This is a genomic window from Sphingobium sp. MP9-4, assembly GCF_005281675.1.
Taxonomy (GTDB): domain Bacteria; phylum Pseudomonadota; class Alphaproteobacteria; order Sphingomonadales; family Sphingomonadaceae; genus Sphingobium; species Sphingobium yanoikuyae.
Genome location: NZ_LUFI01000034.1, coordinates 2,501 through 19,829 on the forward strand (window position 1 = coordinate 2,501; position 17,329 = coordinate 19,829).

15 protein-coding genes, 1 tRNA gene and 2 rRNA genes are annotated in these 17,329 nt (G+C 63.8%); 9 read left to right on the forward strand and 9 right to left on the reverse strand.

The window, feature by feature from the left end; genetic code table 11:
* Positions 1–29: 29 nt before the first annotated feature.
* The 3 genes from A0U87_RS11265 (at position 30) to A0U87_RS11275 (ending at position 3,299) form a co-directional block, all read left to right on the forward strand.
* Positions 30–2,821 (forward strand): 23S ribosomal RNA (locus A0U87_RS11265).
* A 175-nt stretch (positions 2,822–2,996) separates the two neighbouring features.
* Positions 2,997–3,111: ribosomal RNA gene (gene rrf, locus A0U87_RS11270) — 5S ribosomal RNA — on the forward strand.
* 111 nt (positions 3,112–3,222) lie between these two features.
* A tRNA-Met gene (locus A0U87_RS11275) sits at positions 3,223–3,299 on the forward strand.
* 68 nt (positions 3,300–3,367) lie between these two features.
* Here the strand turns inward: A0U87_RS11275 and A0U87_RS11280 are convergent.
* Positions 3,368–4,588, reverse strand: coding sequence for a cytochrome P450 (locus A0U87_RS11280; protein WP_137405567.1), 1,221 nt, complete (start codon positions 4,586–4,588; stop codon positions 3,368–3,370).
* 11 nt (positions 4,589–4,599) lie between these two features.
* Complete coding sequence (locus A0U87_RS11285) at positions 4,600–4,923, reverse strand: 2Fe-2S iron-sulfur cluster-binding protein (protein ID WP_048936851.1); 324 nt, start codon at positions 4,921–4,923, stop codon at positions 4,600–4,602.
* Positions 4,924–5,023: 100 nt separating this feature from the next.
* Here A0U87_RS11285 and A0U87_RS11290 point away from each other — a divergent pair, with 100 nt between their 5' ends.
* On the forward strand, positions 5,024–5,674 hold the full coding sequence (locus A0U87_RS11290) for a TetR/AcrR family transcriptional regulator (RefSeq protein WP_234415702.1): 651 nt from the start codon (positions 5,024–5,026) through the stop codon (positions 5,672–5,674).
* On the opposite strand, the gene A0U87_RS11295 is transcribed toward A0U87_RS11290, so the two are convergent.
* On the reverse strand, positions 5,671–6,756 hold the full coding sequence (locus tag A0U87_RS11295; RefSeq protein WP_048936874.1) for an alpha/beta hydrolase fold domain-containing protein: 1,086 nt from the start codon (positions 6,754–6,756) through the stop codon (positions 5,671–5,673). The two genes, A0U87_RS11290 and A0U87_RS11295, sit on opposite strands and share 4 nt — an antisense overlap.
* An 82-nt stretch (positions 6,757–6,838) precedes the next feature.
* Between A0U87_RS11295 and A0U87_RS11300 the strand changes: the two genes are divergently transcribed.
* Positions 6,839–7,294 carry a MarR family transcriptional regulator gene (locus A0U87_RS11300; protein ID WP_048936849.1) on the forward strand — a complete coding sequence of 152 codons (456 nt, stop codon included), beginning with the start codon at positions 6,839–6,841 and terminating at the stop codon, positions 7,292–7,294.
* Here A0U87_RS11300 and A0U87_RS11305 read toward each other — a convergent pair.
* Positions 7,291–7,905 (reverse strand): glutathione S-transferase, encoded by a 615-nt coding sequence (locus A0U87_RS11305; RefSeq protein WP_048936848.1) that lies wholly within the window; start codon positions 7,903–7,905, stop codon positions 7,291–7,293. The two genes, A0U87_RS11300 and A0U87_RS11305, sit on opposite strands and share 4 nt — an antisense overlap.
* Before the next feature lie 37 nt (positions 7,906–7,942).
* Positions 7,943–8,719: an SDR family oxidoreductase gene (locus A0U87_RS11310; protein ID WP_048936847.1), complete on the reverse strand. Its 777-nt coding sequence runs from the start codon at positions 8,717–8,719 to the stop codon at positions 7,943–7,945.
* A gap of 156 nt (positions 8,720–8,875) precedes the next feature.
* On the opposite strand from A0U87_RS11310, the gene A0U87_RS11315 reads away from it, so the two are divergent.
* Both A0U87_RS11315 and A0U87_RS11320 read left to right on the forward strand, forming a co-directional pair.
* Positions 8,876–9,784 (forward strand): SDR family NAD(P)-dependent oxidoreductase, encoded by a 909-nt coding sequence (locus A0U87_RS11315; protein WP_004209116.1) that lies wholly within the window; start codon positions 8,876–8,878, stop codon positions 9,782–9,784.
* A 100-nt stretch (positions 9,785–9,884) separates the two neighbouring features.
* Positions 9,885–10,277, forward strand: coding sequence for a group III truncated hemoglobin (locus A0U87_RS11320; RefSeq protein WP_048936846.1), 393 nt, complete (start codon positions 9,885–9,887; stop codon positions 10,275–10,277).
* Positions 10,278–10,307: 30 nt separating this feature from the next.
* Here the strand turns inward: A0U87_RS11320 and A0U87_RS11325 are convergent, their stop codons facing one another.
* From A0U87_RS11325 to A0U87_RS11335, 3 genes are all read right to left on the reverse strand, one after another.
* Positions 10,308–11,084, reverse strand: coding sequence for a DUF4019 domain-containing protein (locus A0U87_RS11325; RefSeq protein ID WP_048936845.1), 777 nt, complete (start codon positions 11,082–11,084; stop codon positions 10,308–10,310).
* 68 nt (positions 11,085–11,152) lie between these two features.
* The gene (locus A0U87_RS11330; RefSeq protein WP_048936844.1) at positions 11,153–11,590 is read right to left on the reverse strand and encodes a c-type cytochrome; all 438 of its coding nucleotides are present in this window, start codon (positions 11,588–11,590) and stop codon (positions 11,153–11,155) included.
* Positions 11,591–11,639: 49 nt separating this feature from the next.
* Complete coding sequence (locus tag A0U87_RS11335; protein ID WP_137405568.1) at positions 11,640–13,268, reverse strand: AMP-binding protein; 1,629 nt, start codon at positions 13,266–13,268, stop codon at positions 11,640–11,642.
* 154 nt (positions 13,269–13,422) lie between these two features.
* Between A0U87_RS11335 and A0U87_RS11340 the strand changes: the two genes are divergently transcribed.
* Entirely contained in the window at positions 13,423–14,922 is a 1,500-nt protein-coding gene (locus A0U87_RS11340; protein ID WP_122928414.1) for a CoA-acylating methylmalonate-semialdehyde dehydrogenase, read from the forward strand.
* 129 nt (positions 14,923–15,051) lie between these two features.
* On the forward strand, positions 15,052–16,386 hold the full coding sequence (locus A0U87_RS11345) for an acetyl-CoA hydrolase/transferase C-terminal domain-containing protein (protein WP_048936843.1): 1,335 nt from the start codon (positions 15,052–15,054) through the stop codon (positions 16,384–16,386).
* On the opposite strand, the gene A0U87_RS11350 is transcribed toward A0U87_RS11345, so the two are convergent.
* Positions 16,387–17,157, reverse strand: coding sequence for a thioesterase family protein (locus A0U87_RS11350; protein WP_048936842.1), 771 nt, complete (start codon positions 17,155–17,157; stop codon positions 16,387–16,389).
* Between the last annotated feature and the right edge of the window lie 172 nt (positions 17,158–17,329).

Consider the following 17,329-nt stretch of genomic DNA (forward strand, 5'->3'; position numbering starts at 1 on the left):
CAGTATTGTCGTTGGTGGTGTGGACTCTCAAGCGTGAGGTAAGGGCATCTGGTGAATGCCTTGGCATGTACAGGCGATGAAGGACGTGGCACGCTGCGATAAGCGTGGGGGAGCCGTGAGCAGGCTTTGATCCCGCGATTTCCGAATGGGACAACCCACCTTCACCATTTAATTCCGTTATCGGTTCGCCGGTCGCGTAGTTAAATGGGAGAGGTATCACTAAGCTGAATAAAATAGGCTTTGGTGAAGCGAACCCGGAGAACTGAAACATCTCAGTACCCGGAGGAAAAGACATCAACCGAGATTCCGTTAGTAGTGGCGAGCGAACGCGGACCAGGCCAGTGCCTGATGTTTAATTAGCAGAACGATCTGGAAAGTTCGGCCATAGCGGGTGACAGCCCCGTATGCGAAAATGAAACATCAGGACTTGAGTAGGGCGGAGCACGTGAAACTCTGTCTGAACATGGGGGGACCACCCTCCAAGCCTAAATACTCGTACATGACCGATAGTGAACCAGTACCGTGAGGGAAAGGTGAAAAGCACCCCGATGAGGGGAGTGAAACAGTACCTGAAACCGGATGCCTACAAGCAGTGGGAGGGTCCTTGAGACCTGACCGCGTACCTCTTGCATAATGGGTCTGTGACTTAGTGTATCAAGCAAGCTTAAGCCGTTAGGTGTAGGCGCAGCGAAAGCGAGTCTGAATAGGGCGCCATAGTTTGATGCATTAGACCCGAAACCCGGCGATCTATGCATGACCAGGTTGAAGGTGCGGTAACACGCACTGGAGGACCGAACCGTTCAATGTTGAAAAATTGTCGGATGAGTTGTGCTTAGGGGTGAAAGGCCAATCAAGCCGGGAAATAGCTGGTTCTCCGCGAAATCTATTGAGGTAGAGCGTCGAATATTTGCCGTTGGGGGTAGAGCACTGGATGGATGCGGGGGTCGCGAGATCTACCAATTCTAACCAAACTCCGAATACCAACGAGTCTAGTTCGGCAGACAGACGGCGGGTGCTAAGGTCCGTCGTCAAAAGGGAAACAGCCCTAACCTACAGCTAAGGTCCCCAAGTCATCACTAAGTGGGAAAGCATGTGGGATTTCCAAAACAACCAGGAGGTTGGCTTAGAAGCAGCCATCCTTTAAAGAAAGCGTAACAGCTCACTGGTCTAAATAAGAGATCCTGCGGCGAAGATGTAACGGGGCTAAAGTGATGCACCGAAGCTTAGGGTTCAGTCTTTGACTGAGCGGTAGCGGAGCGTTCCGTAGGCCGTTGAAGCGGAAGGGTAACCGACCGTGGAGGTATCGGAAGTGCGAATGCAGACATGAGTAGCGATTAAGAGGGTGAGATGCCCTCTCGCCGAAATTCCAAGGGTTCCTGCTTAAAGCTAATCTGAGCAGGGTAAGCCGGCCCCTAAGACGAGCCCGAAGGGGGTAGTCGATGGGAACCACGTTAATATTCGTGGGCCTGGTGGTGTGTGACGGATGCCGTAAATTGTTCGGGCTTATTGGATTGCTCCGGGCAGTGAAGGGGTCCCAGGAAATAGCCCCACCGTATAGACCGTACCCTAAACCGACACAGGTGGAATGGTAGAGTATACCAAGGCGTTTGAGAGAAGTATCCTGAAGGAACTCGGCAAATTGCCTCCGTACCTTCGGAAGAAGGAGGCCCCATCTTAAGGCAACTTTTGATGGGGGGCACAGGCCAGGGGGTAGCGACTGTTTAGCAAAAACACAGGGCTCTGCTAAGTCGGCTTCAAGACGACGTATAGGGCCTGACGCCTGCCCGGTGCCTGAAGGTTAAGAGGAGGAGTGCAAGCTCTGAATTGAAGCCCAGGTAAACGGCGGCCGTAACTATAACGGTCCTAAGGTAGCGAAATTCCTTGTCGGGTAAGTTCCGACCTGCACGAATGGCGTAACGACTTCCCCACTGTCTCCAGGATATGCTCAGCGAAATTGAATTCTCCGTGAAGATGCGGAGTACCCGCGGTTAGACGGAAAGACCCCGTGCACCTTTACTGCAGCTTCAGAGTGGCATTAGGAAAGAACTGTGTAGCATAGGTGGGAGGCTTTGAAGCATTGACGCCAGTTGATGTGGAGCCATAGGTGAAATACCACCCTGTTGTTTTCTGATGTCTAACCTCGCACCGTTATCCGGTGCAGGGACCCTCTGTGGCGGGTAGTTTGACTGGGGCGGTCGCCTCCTAAAGAGTAACGGAGGCGCGCGATGGTGGGCTCAGGACGGTTGGAAACCGTCTGTTAGAGTGCAATGGCATAAGCCCGCCTGACTGCGAGACTGACAAGTCGAGCAGAGACGAAAGTCGGTCATAGTGATCCGGTGGTCCCTCGTGGAAGGGCCATCGCTCAACGGATAAAAGGTACGCCGGGGATAACAGGCTGATGATTCCCAAGAGCTCATATCGACGGAATCGTTTGGCACCTCGATGTCGGCTCATCACATCCTGGGGCTGGAGCAGGTCCCAAGGGTTTGGCTGTTCGCCAATTAAAGTGGTACGTGAGCTGGGTTCAGAACGTCGCGAGACAGTTTGGTCCCTATCTGCCGTGGGCGTCGAAATTTGAGAGGAGTTGACCCTAGTACGAGAGGACCGGGTTGAACATACCTCTGGTGTACCTGTCGTCACGCCAGTGGCGCAGCAGGGTAGCTATGTATGGACGGGATAACCGCTGAAAGCATCTAAGCGGGAAGCCTCCCTCAAGATAAGATTTCATCGAGCCGTCGTAGACCACGACGTTGATAGGCTGGATGTGGAAGTGCGGTAACGCATGGAGCTAACCAGTCCTAATTGCTCTGTTCGCGCTTAAGAGTCCCACCATCAACGACAATGCTGGAAACAGCCAAGACGCTGATGGCGTGGTTTTAAGCCAGCCCAGATATACGAACATCAAACACACAAGCTCTTGTTGTTCACTTTCCCAAGTGAAAGTGAATAGTGCACGGTATCGATTAAAAACCCGCAGTTATGCGCCTGCTTCATTGCTTGGTGACCATAGCGTCTGTGACCCACCCGATCCCATCCCGAACTCGGCCGTGAAACCAGTCTGCGCCGATGGTACTATTGCTCAAGCACTGGAAGAGTAGGGCGTCGCCAGGCATTGAAGCACGCGCATAGCAACGGATCAAAAACCCATCACAATGTTACAAAATAGGGCGGCCCACAAAGCCGCCCTTTTTGCATGTCAGGGCCACACAAAACGCCCAGTGTCGCGGGATGGAGCAGCCCGGTAGCTCGTCAGGCTCATAACCTGAAGGTCGTAGGTTCAAATCCTACTCCCGCAACCAAACTCACAACACAACACACACGCACGCCGCCTCGGACCACTCCAAGGCGGCTTTTCTGCGTCCGCGCCCTACCAGACCAGCGGAAGCGACTTCGGTCCAACCACACCGCCAGGCCAGTAGCTGATCTCCGCATCCGACCGAACCGCAAAGTCAGGAATGCGCCGCAGCCACTCCTGCAACGCAACCTTCACCTCCAGACGCGCCAAATGCGCGCCGATGCAGCTATGCACCCCGCCGGCAAAGGCCAGAATCGGCTTGCGCGGTCGGTCGAAGTCCACGCGCGTCGGGTCCGGGAAGACATCCGGGTCATAGTTGCAGGCGGGCAGGATGCTGTTGAACTTGTCGCCCTTCTTCATCTGTACGCCGCGCATTTCCAGATCCTGGGTAAGGGTCCGGCCGGAAAAGGTAACGGAAAAGACCCGCAGCAATTCCTCCACTTGGGCATTGATCTGGTCGGGATGGGCGATGATCTCGTGCCGCCGATCGGGATTTTCCGCCAGCCACAGCCAGATATTGTTGAGCGTCGCGAACACGGTGTCGAGCCCGGCGATGAACAGGAAGAAGGTAAAGCCAAAAATCTCCCGCTCGGTCAGCGGTTCGCCGCCGGGCCGCGCCTGGATGATCGTACTGATGACGCCATCATCGGGCCTGGCCGTCTTCTCGACGATCACCTGCGCCAGATAGGCCTCGATCCCGCGCATGGCGAGGCCGGCGGTCATGCGATCCTGCGAATGGAGCAGGTCGACCGCCCAGCCGACGAAGGTATCGCGCATCTCCTGCGGCAGGCCCATCAGGTCGAGGAAGATCGACACCGGCAGCGGGCGGCCAAAGGCCGTAGTGAACTCCACTTCGCCCGCATCGATGAAGCCATCGATCAGCTCGTTGGAAAGGCGGCGCATATAGGCTTCGAGCCGCAGCACGCTTTGCGGCGAGAAGGTCGAATCGAGGATCGCGCGATATTTGCGATGATGCGGCGGATCGATCTCCAGCGGAATGAAATGGAAATAATTATTGGGATCGCGCGGGAAGGGGGTGGCCCCGGCGGTGGTAAAATATTCCGGGTGGCGCAACGCGAAGAAGGCATCCTCATGCTTGATCGTACACCAGCTGTTCCCGATCAGCGGATTGACGCTGTAGAAGATCGGCGGATGCGTCTCGTGCAGCTTCGCCATGAAGGCGTGGGGCGCGGCGAGAAATTCCGGGCCGGTGGTCAGGCCGATCTCGCGCACCAGTTCGGGCGGGACATGGGCGGGAATGTCCATAACGGGCGTCGCTTGGGCGGTTGCCATGATCGGGCTCCTCAATATTGCGCGGCGGGCAGATGGACGACCAGCCCGTCGAGCGCATCGCTGGCGATGATCTGGCAGCTCAGGCGGCTGCTCTGGCGGCGCTCGCTGGCGGTACATTCAAGCATGTCCAGCTCGGTCTGCGCCGGCGCGGGCAGGCGGTCGGCCCAATCCTCCTCGACATAGCAATGGCAGGTCGCGCAGGCGAGCCCGCCGCCGCATTCGCCGACCATGCCCTCCAGCCCCTCATTGAGCGCCGCGCGCATCAGATTCTCGCCCGCCGGCACATCGATCCGATGCTCCGCACCGCTGGCCTCGACAAAGAGGACCGTCGCCATCTTGCTCTCCCATATATCTTCGTGATGAGAACGGTGTTCTCAATGCTGGCACTATAGTCGCGGGCTGCTAGATGGAAAGCGATTATTGCAGAGAGGATCGATGAGCATGTACCGGGCGCTGCAGACCGACGACGCGATCGCGGAACTGGACGATCGTAACCAGCAGATCGTCGCCGCCGCCTATGATCTGCTCGACGAGGAGGGGCTGGAAGGGCTGACCATCCGTGCCGTATTGCAGCGCACCGGGCTGGCCCGTCGGGCGCTATACGATCGCTTTGCGGGCAAGGATGATCTGGTCCTGGCGGTGTTTGACCACACACTTCGCCGCGCAGCGGAACAGTTCGGCGAACAGGTGCGCGACCTGCCGGACCCGCTGGCGCGCTTGCATCATATCGTGACGGCCATCGTCATCGGTCGCGCAGCCATTGATGGCGATTGGCAAGGCGGCCAGCGCCGGAGCGCGGCGCTCAGCCGCGAGCATCTGCGCCTGGCGGAGGCGCGTCCGGTCGAACTGCAAAAAGCTGTCAGCCCGCTCATCGACCTGATCGCCACGATCCTGTCCGAAGGCATGGCAGAGGGGCAGGTCCGCGCAGGACCGGCGTCGTGGATGGCGCTGCTCGTCTATAATCTGGTCTCGACCACCGTCCACAGCCAGTTGCTTGCCGAAGAGGCCGCCATTCCCGACCGCCAGCGCCGATCCGAACTGGCGGTGGAGATATGGGAATTTTGTCGCCGGGCGATTGCGGTCTAGCGCGCCAGCTTCAGCCGATCGCGGAAGAAGGCGGTCATGACGTCGAAGGCCTCACGCGATTCTGGCAGGGCGGGATCGTAGAAGAAGGCATGGCCCAGCCCATCCCACATATGCAGGTCGGCATCGACCCCGGCCTTGATCAGTTCGCGATGGGTATTGACGGTCGCGCTCATCTCGAAGGCGCGGGTGCCGGTGATCAGCAGCGTCGGCGGAAACAGTTTCAGCGTGGCCGGCGACAGCGCCGGTGACACCAGCGGATCGCTACGGTCGATACCCTTGAAATAGGCGCGGACATCGTCGCGCGGCGGCAGCGCCTGGAACGGCCGGGCAAAGCTCTGGCTGTCGCCGCCCCAGCGCGCATCGCCCGACGCGCAGAAGATGCCGATTGCGCCGGGCAGCGGCAGTTTCTCATGGATGAACCAAGCGATCGCCTCGGCCGTCAGCAATCCGCCGGCCGAACAGCCGAAGATGCCAATATCCTGCGGCTGGTAGGTCTTGAGCAGTGCGCGATAGACCTTGGTCACATCCTCGGTCGCCGCCGGCCATATGGTCTCGGGCGCCTGGCGATAGGTGATGGAGAGGATCTCCACCCCGACCAGCCCCGCAAGCGGGATCGATTCCATCATGCCGGTGCCGCCGGCCACGCCCATGATGAAGCCGCCGCCCGGCAGGTTGAGCAATATCTTCCTGCGGTTGCCCGGTGCGATGCCAGCCGCCGGCGTCGCACGCACGGCCGCTATGCCGGCAATCTGCTCCTCGCGCGTCGTCACCTTGTACATCGCCTTCAGCGCATCGATGCGCGGCGCGACCAGTTGCGGCATGCGCTGGCGCAGCGCACCGGCCTGCCCGGCGGCGACCGCGCGCATCATCGGCTCTTCGGGATCGGTCGGCGTGCGCGGCAGCGCCTTCTTTGCCGCCTCGCTCAGATAGATGGAGGGGGGCAGGCGAAAGCCGGGAACATGGACCGTGCCATCCGGCTCGATCGTGCCGGTAGCCGCCGGGCTATCGGGTGGCGGCGTCTGGGCCGCTGCCGTCCCGGCCAGGGCCAGCAGGACAAACGGCAAGGCGAATCGCATCGTCATGAACATCGCTCCTCTCCATCTTATATTATGGCATATAAGATATCGACTTGAGCCGGCACGGCAAGGGGGCTAGACCGGCGGGGTGACGATCGATCCCGACAGCGCCTTCACCGACCCGCTCGACGCGATGCTGGGCTTCCATCTCCGCCGCACCGCAGCGGCGGTGACCGGCGCGCTGGGCGAGGCGCTGGCCCCGCTCGGCCTCAATCCTGGAGAAGCCACGCTGCTGCGGCTGATCGGTGCCAATCCAGGGTGCAGCCAGAGCGACATTGCCCGTGCGTTGCGCGCCCAGCCGGCCAATCTGGTGCCGCTCATCAACAAGCTGGCGCTGTCTGGCCTGTTGGAGAAGGGCGCGGGCAAGGGCCGTGCGATCCCGCTGACGCTGACGGCGGAGGGACTAGCGCTGCACGGCCAGGTCTGTGCGGCGTTTGACGCGCATGAGGCGCGGATTGGTCGCGCCATCCCGGTCGAACAGCGCCGCGACGTCATTGCCCTGCTGCGCCAGATCTGCCTCGACGCCTGTTGCGGTCCGGACTAGCCGGCGTCCGCCTCCACCCATAGCGGGTGCCGCACCATGGCTTGAGCGAACAGCTCGGATTCCAGATGCCCGGCCAGCCAGCCGCGCAATGCGGCCCAGGGCTGCGCGGCAAACCAGTCCGGCTCCACCGCCGCAAACTGCCGCACGAATGGAAAGATCGCCATGTCGGCCAATGTCCGCCGCGCACCGCAAAGCTGGGCCTGATCCCGCAACCGCGCCTCCAGCGCGTCGAGCAGCCCGGCCGCCTCGGTCCGATGGGCGACCGGGTCGCTGCCATGGCGCTCGGCATATTTGTAGCGATCGAGATGCCGTTTGAACGGCCCGTCATTGGTCGCGATCAGCGCCGCGTCGTCACCCGCCAGCCACGCCTCTGGGTCATGCCGCCCCAGCGCCCAGCGCATGATCGCCAGACTCTCGTCGATCACCCGGCCGTCGGGCAGCACCAGCACCGGCACCGTCCCCTTGGGCGACGCGGCCAGCATCGCCGCCGGTTTGGCGCGCAGCAGGATTTCGCGATGCGCCACCGCCTGCCCGCTCACCAGCAACGCCAGCCGCGCCCGCATCGCATAGGGACAACGGCGGAAGGAATAGAGGATCGGGGCATCGGCCATGGCCCGCCCTAACCGAGCGGCGAGCCAAAGAGTAGTCTTACTCCGCCTCGACCCATGTCGTCGTCAGCGCGCGCGGCGAGAGATATTTGGTCGAGGTCCAGCCGCCATCCACGACGATCGTCTGTCCGTTGATGAAGGCGGCGCCGGGCGAGCAGAGGAAGGCGATGGTGCTGGCCACATCCTCCACCTCGCCCAGCCGCGGGAAGGGGGTGGTCTCCACATTCACCCGCTTGAACATCTCGTCCTCGAACCGGTGGCGCACCATGTCGGTCATGGTGACGCCAGGCGCGACGCAATTGGCGCGGATGCCCTGCGGCCCATAGTCGCAGGCGATATGCTTGGTCAGCGCGTCCAGCCCGCCCTTGGCCGCCGAATAGGCGCCGCCGCGCCGCCCGCCGATCACCGCATAGGTGGAGGTGACGTTCACGATGCCGCAGCCCTCGCCCATATGGACGATCGCCTCGCGCGCCAGGCGGAAGGGCGCGCGCAGCATCAGGTCCAGGAACCCGTCCAGCGTGGCGTCGTCGGTTTCGTGCAGCGGCTTGGGGCTGCCCGCGCCGGCATTGTTGACCAGGAAGTCGATCCGGCCGAACCGGTCGAGCGCCAGCTGGACGATCTGCGCCGGGGCATCGTCGGCGGTGACGTCGATCGACAGGGTGGCGACCCGCGCCGGTTCGCCGATTTCGCTCTCCAGCGTCTCCAGCTTGGCCGGATCGCGGCCGACGCCGACGATCGCCATGCCGGCGTCATGCAGCATCTTCGCCGTGCAGAGCCCGATGCCGCTGCCCGCCCCGGTGATGATCGCTACCTGCATCTATCCTGTCCTCTACTCTGTCCTGCCCCGCTCTTATCCGCTTCGCCGGGCATCGGCGAACCGCCATGGCGATGCCTTGCCGCCCCGGCTTGAACCCGCGCGCGCGCCGCGTCACCCCTGCGCCATCATCTGCATAATCCAGCGAAAGGCCCGCTCATGTCCGAACTGCGCTACGACGATCGCGTCATCGTCATCACCGGTGCCGGGCGGGGGCTTGGCCGCGCCTATGCGGAACTGCTCGGCGCACGCGGCGCCAGGGTCGTGGTCAATGATCCGGGCAGCGCCGTGCGCGGCGAGGGGATCGATGCCGGCCCGGCGGCCGAAGTGGTGGCCGCGATCAAGGCGCAGGGCGGCGACGCGATCGTCTCGACCGACAGCGTCGCCACGCCGGAGGGCGGCCGCGCCATCATAGAGGCGGCGCTCGACCATTATGGCCGGATCGACGGGCTGATCCACAATGCCGGCAACGTCCGCTACGGCTCGATGCAGGCGCTCAGCCAGGAGGATTTCGATGCCGTGCTGGACGTTCATCTGCGCGGCGCCTTCCATGTCGCGCGCGCTGCCTTCCCGCATATGTGCAAGGCGCGCTATGGCCGCATCATCCTCACCAGCTCGATCGGCGGCCTCTATGGCAATCGCGATTGCGTCAATTATGGCATGTCCAAATCGGGCATGATCGGCCTCAACAATGTGCTCGCGCTGGAGGGGGAGGCCGAAGGGGTCAAATCCAACATCATCGTGCCCGGCGCCGTCACCCGCATGGCCGAGGGGTTGGATATCTCGCAATATCCGCCGATGGGGCCGGAACTGGTCTCGCCGGTCGTCGCCTGGCTGGCGCATGAAAGCTGTTCGGTCACCGGCGAGATGCTGGTGTCGATCGCCGGCCGGGTCGCCCGCGCCTTCATCGCCGAAAGCAAGGGCGTCTATCAGCCCAGCTGGACGCCGGAGGATGTCGGCGCCCGGATCGACGCGATCATGGACAGCCAGGATCCGCTGGTCTTCGGGCTTGAGGGCCATGTCGATCATATCCGCTACAGCTTCGGCCGCGCCGTCGCGGGGGAATAGGGCGCGCGGTCAGGTCGAACCCGGCCGATCGCATCCGGCCAGTCGAACCCCGGCGGTCGATGCGCTATGGATCGGGCATCCCCGTGCGGAGTCGGAACCCATGAAGGCGGAACGGATCGACGAGGCCAGCCTGCGCCAACTGGTCGAAAGCTTCTATGCCCGCGTCCGCGCGGACGACCGGCTTGGTCCGATCTTCAACGACGCCGTGGACGACTGGCCGGCGCATATCGACCGGCTGGTCGATTTCTGGTCGTCGGTGATGCTGTCGTCGGGCCGTTACAAGGGACAGCCCGTCCCGGTGCATATGGCGCATCGCGACCGGATCACGCCCGAGCTGTTCGACCATTGGCTGAATCTCTGGTCGCAGACGACCGACGCCGTCATGGTTCCGGCGGCGGCCGCCGCCTTGCAGGACAAGGCGCAGCGGATCGCGGAAAGCCTGCAACTCGCGCTGTTCTTTCGGCTGGGGGCGCCACCGGCCGCGGGTGCATGAAGGGCGCGTGGATACGCGCCCCTTTCCGCCTTATTCGATCGTCACGCCGACCACGCGCCAGGCGCCATTTTCGCGATCCAGCGTCACCGTCTCGATCGCCTGTGCCTGATTGGCGTAGCTGGCGCGGAACTTCACCACTTCATAGCCATGGGGCGGGGCGGGCAGTTCCTCCTGGCTCAGCAGGCTGCGCGACTGGAGGGCGCCGAACCGGCCGCGCATCGTCTGCGACACCTCCGTCCAGACCTGCACCGTGTTGAGTTTCTGGAAAGCGCTGCCGGTGCCGCGATAGCTTTCGGCCCATTTGTCCTGATCGATCAGCGCCAGCCATTGGCGCGCCGCGTCGACGACCTCGGCATTATGCGCCTGGGCAGCGGCCGGCGTCGATTGTGGTGTGGGGGCGGCATCGGGCAGGGCGGCGAGGGCCAGCAGGCCAAGGACAAAAGTCATGAGAAGCACTCCAGGCAGGATCGGGCGCCGGCGATCGGCCGGCCCCACGCCGACGACCGGCGCCTCGTCCTGATCCGCTTCGACCGGGGCTGCGTCTGCCCCCAATAGCCTGTCCCCCAGAAAATCGGGGGGTGATGCCTCGGGCGTGCCTTCGGCTTCCAGCAACAGCCGGGCCGCCTCGCGGCTGCTCGACACCGCCATCTTGCGCCGGGCATCGCGCAGCCGTTCGTTGATGGTATGGACCGACAGGTCCAGGCTGCGCGCGATCGATTTCGCGTCATGGCCCCGGACCATCAGGCGCAGCGTCTGCTTTTCCTTCTCGGTCAGCGCCCAAAGGCCGTCTGTCATCCCGCTGGTCATGGCGCCAGATGTACGAAGCCCCCGGCGCGCCAGCTACCCCAAAAAATTCGTATCTTTGGCGGGGCCGGTCAGTCCGACAGGCTGCGCAGATAGGCGATCAGGTCGGCGCGCGCGAGCGGGTCGGGGATACCGCTGAACTGCATCTTGGTGCCGGGCACGAAGCGTTGCGGATTGGCGATCCAGGCGTCGAGCGCCTTGTCGTCCCAAACGCCGCCCTTGACGCGCAACGCGGCGGTATAGCCGAACCGGGCGCTGTGCTGGCCGATCGGCTGGCCGTAAATGCCGTGCAGATTGGGTCCGCCGGTGTCGGGTCCGCCAGCGCTGCTGGTGTGGCAGGCGGCGCAGGTGCCGAACAGGCGGGCGCCGGCCTTGGCGTCGGCCACCGTCATCAGCTTTTCCAGTGTCGGATTGGGGCCGGCGGCCTTCAACCGCTCGGCGCGGTGATCGTCGGCACAGCCGATCAGGCTCAGGGTCAGTAACAGGGCGGCGGAGGCGGGACGCAACATGGCGCGCCCATGCCCGATCGGCGGGCGCGCGGCCAGCGGACCAATTGTCCTACGACGCCGCCGGCGCGGGCTCTTCCACCAGCCGGGCGCGGATCTGCTGCTTCAGCACCTTGCCGGCGTCATTCTTGGGCAGGGCGTCCCACAGCGCCACCGCCTCGGGATATTTGAAGCGCGCGACGCCAAGGCCGGCCAGATGCGTAGCCAGCGTTGCGACATCCGGCGTGGCGTCGGGGCGCGGCACGATCACCGCCACCGCCCGCTCGCCGGTGCGCGGGTCGGGGACGCCGACGATCGCGATCTCGGCAATGGCGTCATGGCCGACCAGCAGATCCTCGATCTCCTTGGGCGCGATATTCTCGCCATTGCGGATGATCAGATCCTTGATCCGGCCGGTCACCACCAGATGGTCGCCATCGACCCAGGCGCCCTGGTCGCCGCTGCGATAATAGCCGTCCGGATCGAAGCTCGCGGCCTCATCCGCCTTGTGGATATAGCCGACCATCATCTGCGGCCCGCGCGCGCGAATCTCGCCATCCGGCGCGATGCGAACGGTGGCGATGCCGGGGCGGCCGTCGGTCTCGGCGGCATGGGCGACATCGGCCCGGTCGATCACGCCGACCGTGGTCACCGGCAATTCGGTCGATCCATAGACGCGGCTGACCACCGCCTGCTCGAAATAGCCGGCCGCCTCGCGGATCAGCGCCGGCGGCACCGACGCCCCGCCGCAGATGAACAATTTGAGCGCGGGCAGTCGCGTATCCGCCGCGCGCGCTGCCGCCAGCAGATGCTGCAGGAAGGGGGTGGCCCCGGCCATATGGGTGCAATCGGCCTCGGCCATGATCCGCACCGCATCGTCCGGGTTCCACTGTTCCATCAGGATCGCCGTCGCGCCCAGCAGCAGCGGCGTCTCGAACGCGTAGATCGACCCGCCGATATGGCTGATCGGCGACGGCACCAGGAAACGGTCGCCCGGTTCGACCAGCCAGTGCCGGCCGATCTGGCGGATCAGCGCATTGATCGAATTATGGCTGTGCATCACCCCCTTGGGCCGGCCGGTGGTGCCGCTGGTATACATCACCATGCGCACCTCGTCGGCATCCAGCGCGGGCAGCGGCCGGCCGGTCGGGGCCGAAGACAACAGGGCGTCATAGGCGCAAACTTTGCCATCTTCCGCCCGAACGATGACGATCTCCGGCGGGTTTTCCATCTCCGCCGCCACCCGTTCCAGCATCGCGCCATAATCATGGCCGCGAAAGCGTTCCGGCACGAAGATCATCCGGCTGTCCACATCGGCCAGGATGAAACGCAGGTCATGGTCGCGCAGCGACGGCAGGATCGGATTGGCGACCATGCCGGCCAGGGTCGCGCCCATATAGATGACCGCCGCCTCCTGCCAGTTGGGCAGCATGAAGGATATGACGCTGCCGACCGGGAAGCGCGCCAGCAGCGCCTGCGCCAGCCGTTGCGCCTGATCGTGCAGGCCGGCGGCGGTCAGGCAATGGTCGCCGTCGATCAGCAGGATGCGGTCGGGCGTGTCGCGGGCGGCGTTCACCAGCGCATCGGCGGCGGTGTCCGATCGCCACCAGCCATCGGCATAGGCCTGCGCTGCCTGATCGGCGTCCCAGCGTATGTCCCATCCTGCGGCGGTGATCCGCCGTCCTGCTCCTGTCCCGGCCATGCTCGCTCCGCTGTCGATGGACGAGCCATGCGAAAGAAGCGCCGACCGGGCAAGCGCAGCGCCGATCCACCGTCCCCGCGATCAAATCGGCTGGCCGGTTCCGACCCTTCCGATCCTCCTTTATGGCCGACCCGATCCGTTTCGAGAGGGCAGCATGCGCATAGTCGACAATTTCATCGGGGGGCAGCATCGCGCATCGGCGTCGACGCGCCTGGGCGACATCTTCAACCCCGCCACCGGCCAGGTGCAGGCGCAAGTCCGCCTGTCGGCGCCCAGCGAACTGGATGAAGCGGTCGCCAATGCGCAGGCCGCGCAGCCCGCCTGGGCGGCGATGAACCCGCAGCGCCGCGCCCGCGTGATGTTCAACCTCAAGACGCTGATCGAACAGCATATGGACGAGCTGGCCGAATTGCTGTCGGTCGAGCATGGCAAGGTCCATTCCGATGCCAAGGGCGATATCCAGCGCGGCCTCGACGTGGTCGAATTTGCTTGTGGCATCCCGCATCTGCTGAAGGGCGAGTATACTGAGGGGGCAGGTCCGGGCATCGACGTCTATTCGCTGCGCCAGCCGATCGGCATCGCGGCCGGCATCACCCCGTTCAATTTCCCGGCAATGATTCCGATGTGGATGTTCGCGCCGGCGATCGCCTGCGGCAATGCCTTCATTCTGAAGCCCAGCGAGCGCAATCCCTCTGTCCCGGTGCGCCTGGCCGAACTGGCGATGGAGGCGGGATTGCCGGCCGGCATCCTGAACGTCGTCCATGGCGACAAGCAGGTCGTGGACGCGATCCTCGATCATCCCGCGATCAAGGCGGTCAGTTTCGTCGGCTCGTCCGACATCGCCCAATATGTCTATGGCCGGGGTGCATCGAACGGCAAGCGGATGCAGTGCATGGGCGGCGCCAAGAATCACGGCATCGTCATGCCCGACGCCGATCTGGATCAGGCGGTCGCCGATATCCTGGGCGCGGCCTATGGTTCGGCCGGCGAGCGCTGCATGGCGCTGCCGGTGGTGGTGCCGGTGGGTGAGCAGACCGCGGTGGCGCTGCGCGCCAAGCTGGAGGCGGGGATCGCCGGGCTGCGCGTCGGTGTGCCGAGCGATCCCGACGCCCATTATGGCCCGGTGGTCAGCGCCGCGCACAAGGCGCGGATCGAAAATTATATCCAGATGGCGGTCGACGAAGGCTCCGAGCTGGTGATCGACGGCCGTGGCTTCGCGCTGCAGGGCTATGAGGATGGCTTCTTCCTCGCGCCCACTCTGCTCGACCGCGTGACGCCGCAGATGAAGAGCTATCAGGAGGAGATTTTCGGTCCCGTCCTGCAGATGGTCCGAGCCGAAACGTTCGAGGAAGCGATCAGCTATCCGACCAAGCATCAATATGGCAACGGCGTCGCGCTCTTCACCCGCAATGGCGATTTCGCGCGCCGCTTCTGCGCCAATGTCGAAGTCGGCATGGTCGGTATCAACGTGCCGATCCCGGTGCCGGTCAGCTATCACAGCTTCGGCGGCTGGAAGCGCTCGGGCTTTGGCGACATGAACCAATATGGCATGGACGGCGTGCGGTTCTACACACGGGTCAAAACCGTGACCCAGCGCTGGCCGAGCGGCGGCGCGGTGCTGGACCAGAGCTTCGTCATCCCTACCATGGGCTGACACGTCTCCTGAGGGGGAGAGGGCAAGGGCGGGTCGGGCAACCGGATCCGCCCTTGGTCCTTTTGCCGCGTGGTGAAACGCGCGCCGGCCGCTATAGGTTAGGGATCGACCACAGGAGAGAGGCGATCCATGACCCCAAAGGGCGACCAGGCATTATATCAGCAGACACGGCGTTCGGCGCAGGAGGCGGCGGCGCTGATCCCGTCGGGCGCGAAGATCTGCATGGCTTTGGGGACCGGCCAGCCGCCTGCCCTGCTAGCCGCCCTTGCCGAACGCGCCCGGTCCGCTTCTGTCGCTGATCTGCGTATCTATTATATGCTCTGCACCGGGATCGCCGGCGCCAGCCTGTTCGACTTCGCGTTGCGCGACCGGATCACGCCGATGAGCCTGTTCCATGGCGGCGTCGAACGGACGCTGGATCGCCAGCTGGGCGACGCGCATCTCCCGATGATCGATTTCCTGCCCTGCCATTTCAGCCAGGTGCCGCGCGCCATGGTCGAGCATGTTGGCGTCGACACGCTGATTGCGACGGTCGCGCCGATGGATGCGGATGGTAATTTCAGCCTGGGAACCGATGTCGACTATGCACTGGCGGTGGCGCGCAAGCCGGGCACCCGGATCATCCTGGAGGTGAATGCGCATATGCCCTATGTGCGGGGCGATTGCATGATCCCCCTGTCGGCCGTGACGGCGCTGGTCGAGCATGATGTGGCATTGCCGACGCTGCCGGCCATTACTCGCACGGCGGTCGACGACGCGATCGGCGCCACCGTCGCCGGGCTGATCCGCGATGGCGACTGCCTGCAGATGGGGATTGGCGCGCTGCCGGAGGCGGTGTGCGCGGGTCTCGCCAACCATCGGCATCTGGGCATCCATACCGAGATGATGACCACGGGCCTCGCCGGACTGATGCAGTCGGGCGTGGTCGACAATAGCCGCAAGCAGATCCATGCCGGCAAGGCGATCTATACCTTCGCGCTCGGCGACCAGGCGCTTTATGATTTCCTGCACGATAATCCGGCGGTCGAGGCGCATCCGGTCGATTATGTGAACAGCCCGTTCCTGATCGCGCGCAATGACAATATGGTGTCGGTGAACGCGACACTGCAGGTCGATTTCCACGGCGCGTGCAATTCCGAGTTCGTCAACGGGCGACAATTCAGCGGCACCGGCGGACAGGTGGATTTCGTGCGCGGCGCCTATGCCTCGCGCGGCGGCCGATCGATCATCGCCTGCCACTCGACCGCGGCCAAGGGCACGATTTCCCGCATCACCCCGCGTCTGGACGGGCCGGTGACGACGCCGCGCATGGACACGCATCTGATCGTCACCGAATATGGCCTGGCCGACCTGAAGGGCAAGTCGGTGGGACAGCGGGCCAAGGCCTTGATCGCCATCGCCCATCCCGATTTCCGGGAGCAACTGGAGCGCGCAGCGTTCGACGCCGGGTTGTTTGCCGGCTGATCAGCGCGGACGGATCGTCAGCCACTGCGAGACGGTGCCGATCGCGCCATCCCGGTCGTGAAGGATGCTGTGGGTAAGGCCGATGCCGTCGGTGCCGAAGGAGACGGTAACGTCGCAGCCCAGCCATTCGCCGACCGGCGCGCGGAAGATATGGGCGGTGAGGTCGAGATTGGGAAAGGCGGCGTCGGCGGTCGATACCAGAGGCGCCAGGCCATTGGCGGTATCGACCAGCCCCATGGCGCGGGCGAGCGGCGATACTGCCTCATCCTCGATCAGCGCATGGGGCGTGCGGATCCAGCCAATGGCGCGGCCCGGCGCGACATATTGGCGGCGGGCATCGATGCTGGCGATGAAGCCGCCGGGCCATTCGCCGGTGCCGTCCCAGGGTGCCATGGTTTCCGGGCCGGGAATGGGATCGAAGCCGCCGCCGGCGATCGCGCTTGTGTCATAAGCCTGGGCCAGCCAGGCGCGCAGCAGGATTGCCGGCCGGCCGCCATGGCTGAGCCGCGCCTCGACCAGTTCGATGGTGCGGCCGGGTCGGATGACGCTGACGTCGATTTCGACCGTATCGAGCGGGATGGTGCCCAGGATATCATAGGACAGGCGCCCCAGTTGCAGCGGATCGGGCCGGCGGGATTTGGCGTCCACCTCGATCGCATGGGCCAGCAGGCCGATCGCGGGGGCAACATGCTGCTCCGTCACGTTCCAGGCGCCGCCGACCAGTTCCGTCGGGGTGAAATGGCGGGCATCAAGCCGCCGGAAATAGGCCATGGGGTCCTCTTCATTGCCGTCTGGGCGGGTCGGATTTCCCCTATCAGCAGGAACCGGCCGCCCGCAAGCTGACGGCGATGATGACAGTCCGGCGTCGGTCGGATGACGATTGCCGCCTTCAAAATTTAACCCCACTGCCGCGCGAACGACACGAGCGTGACTCATGCGCCCG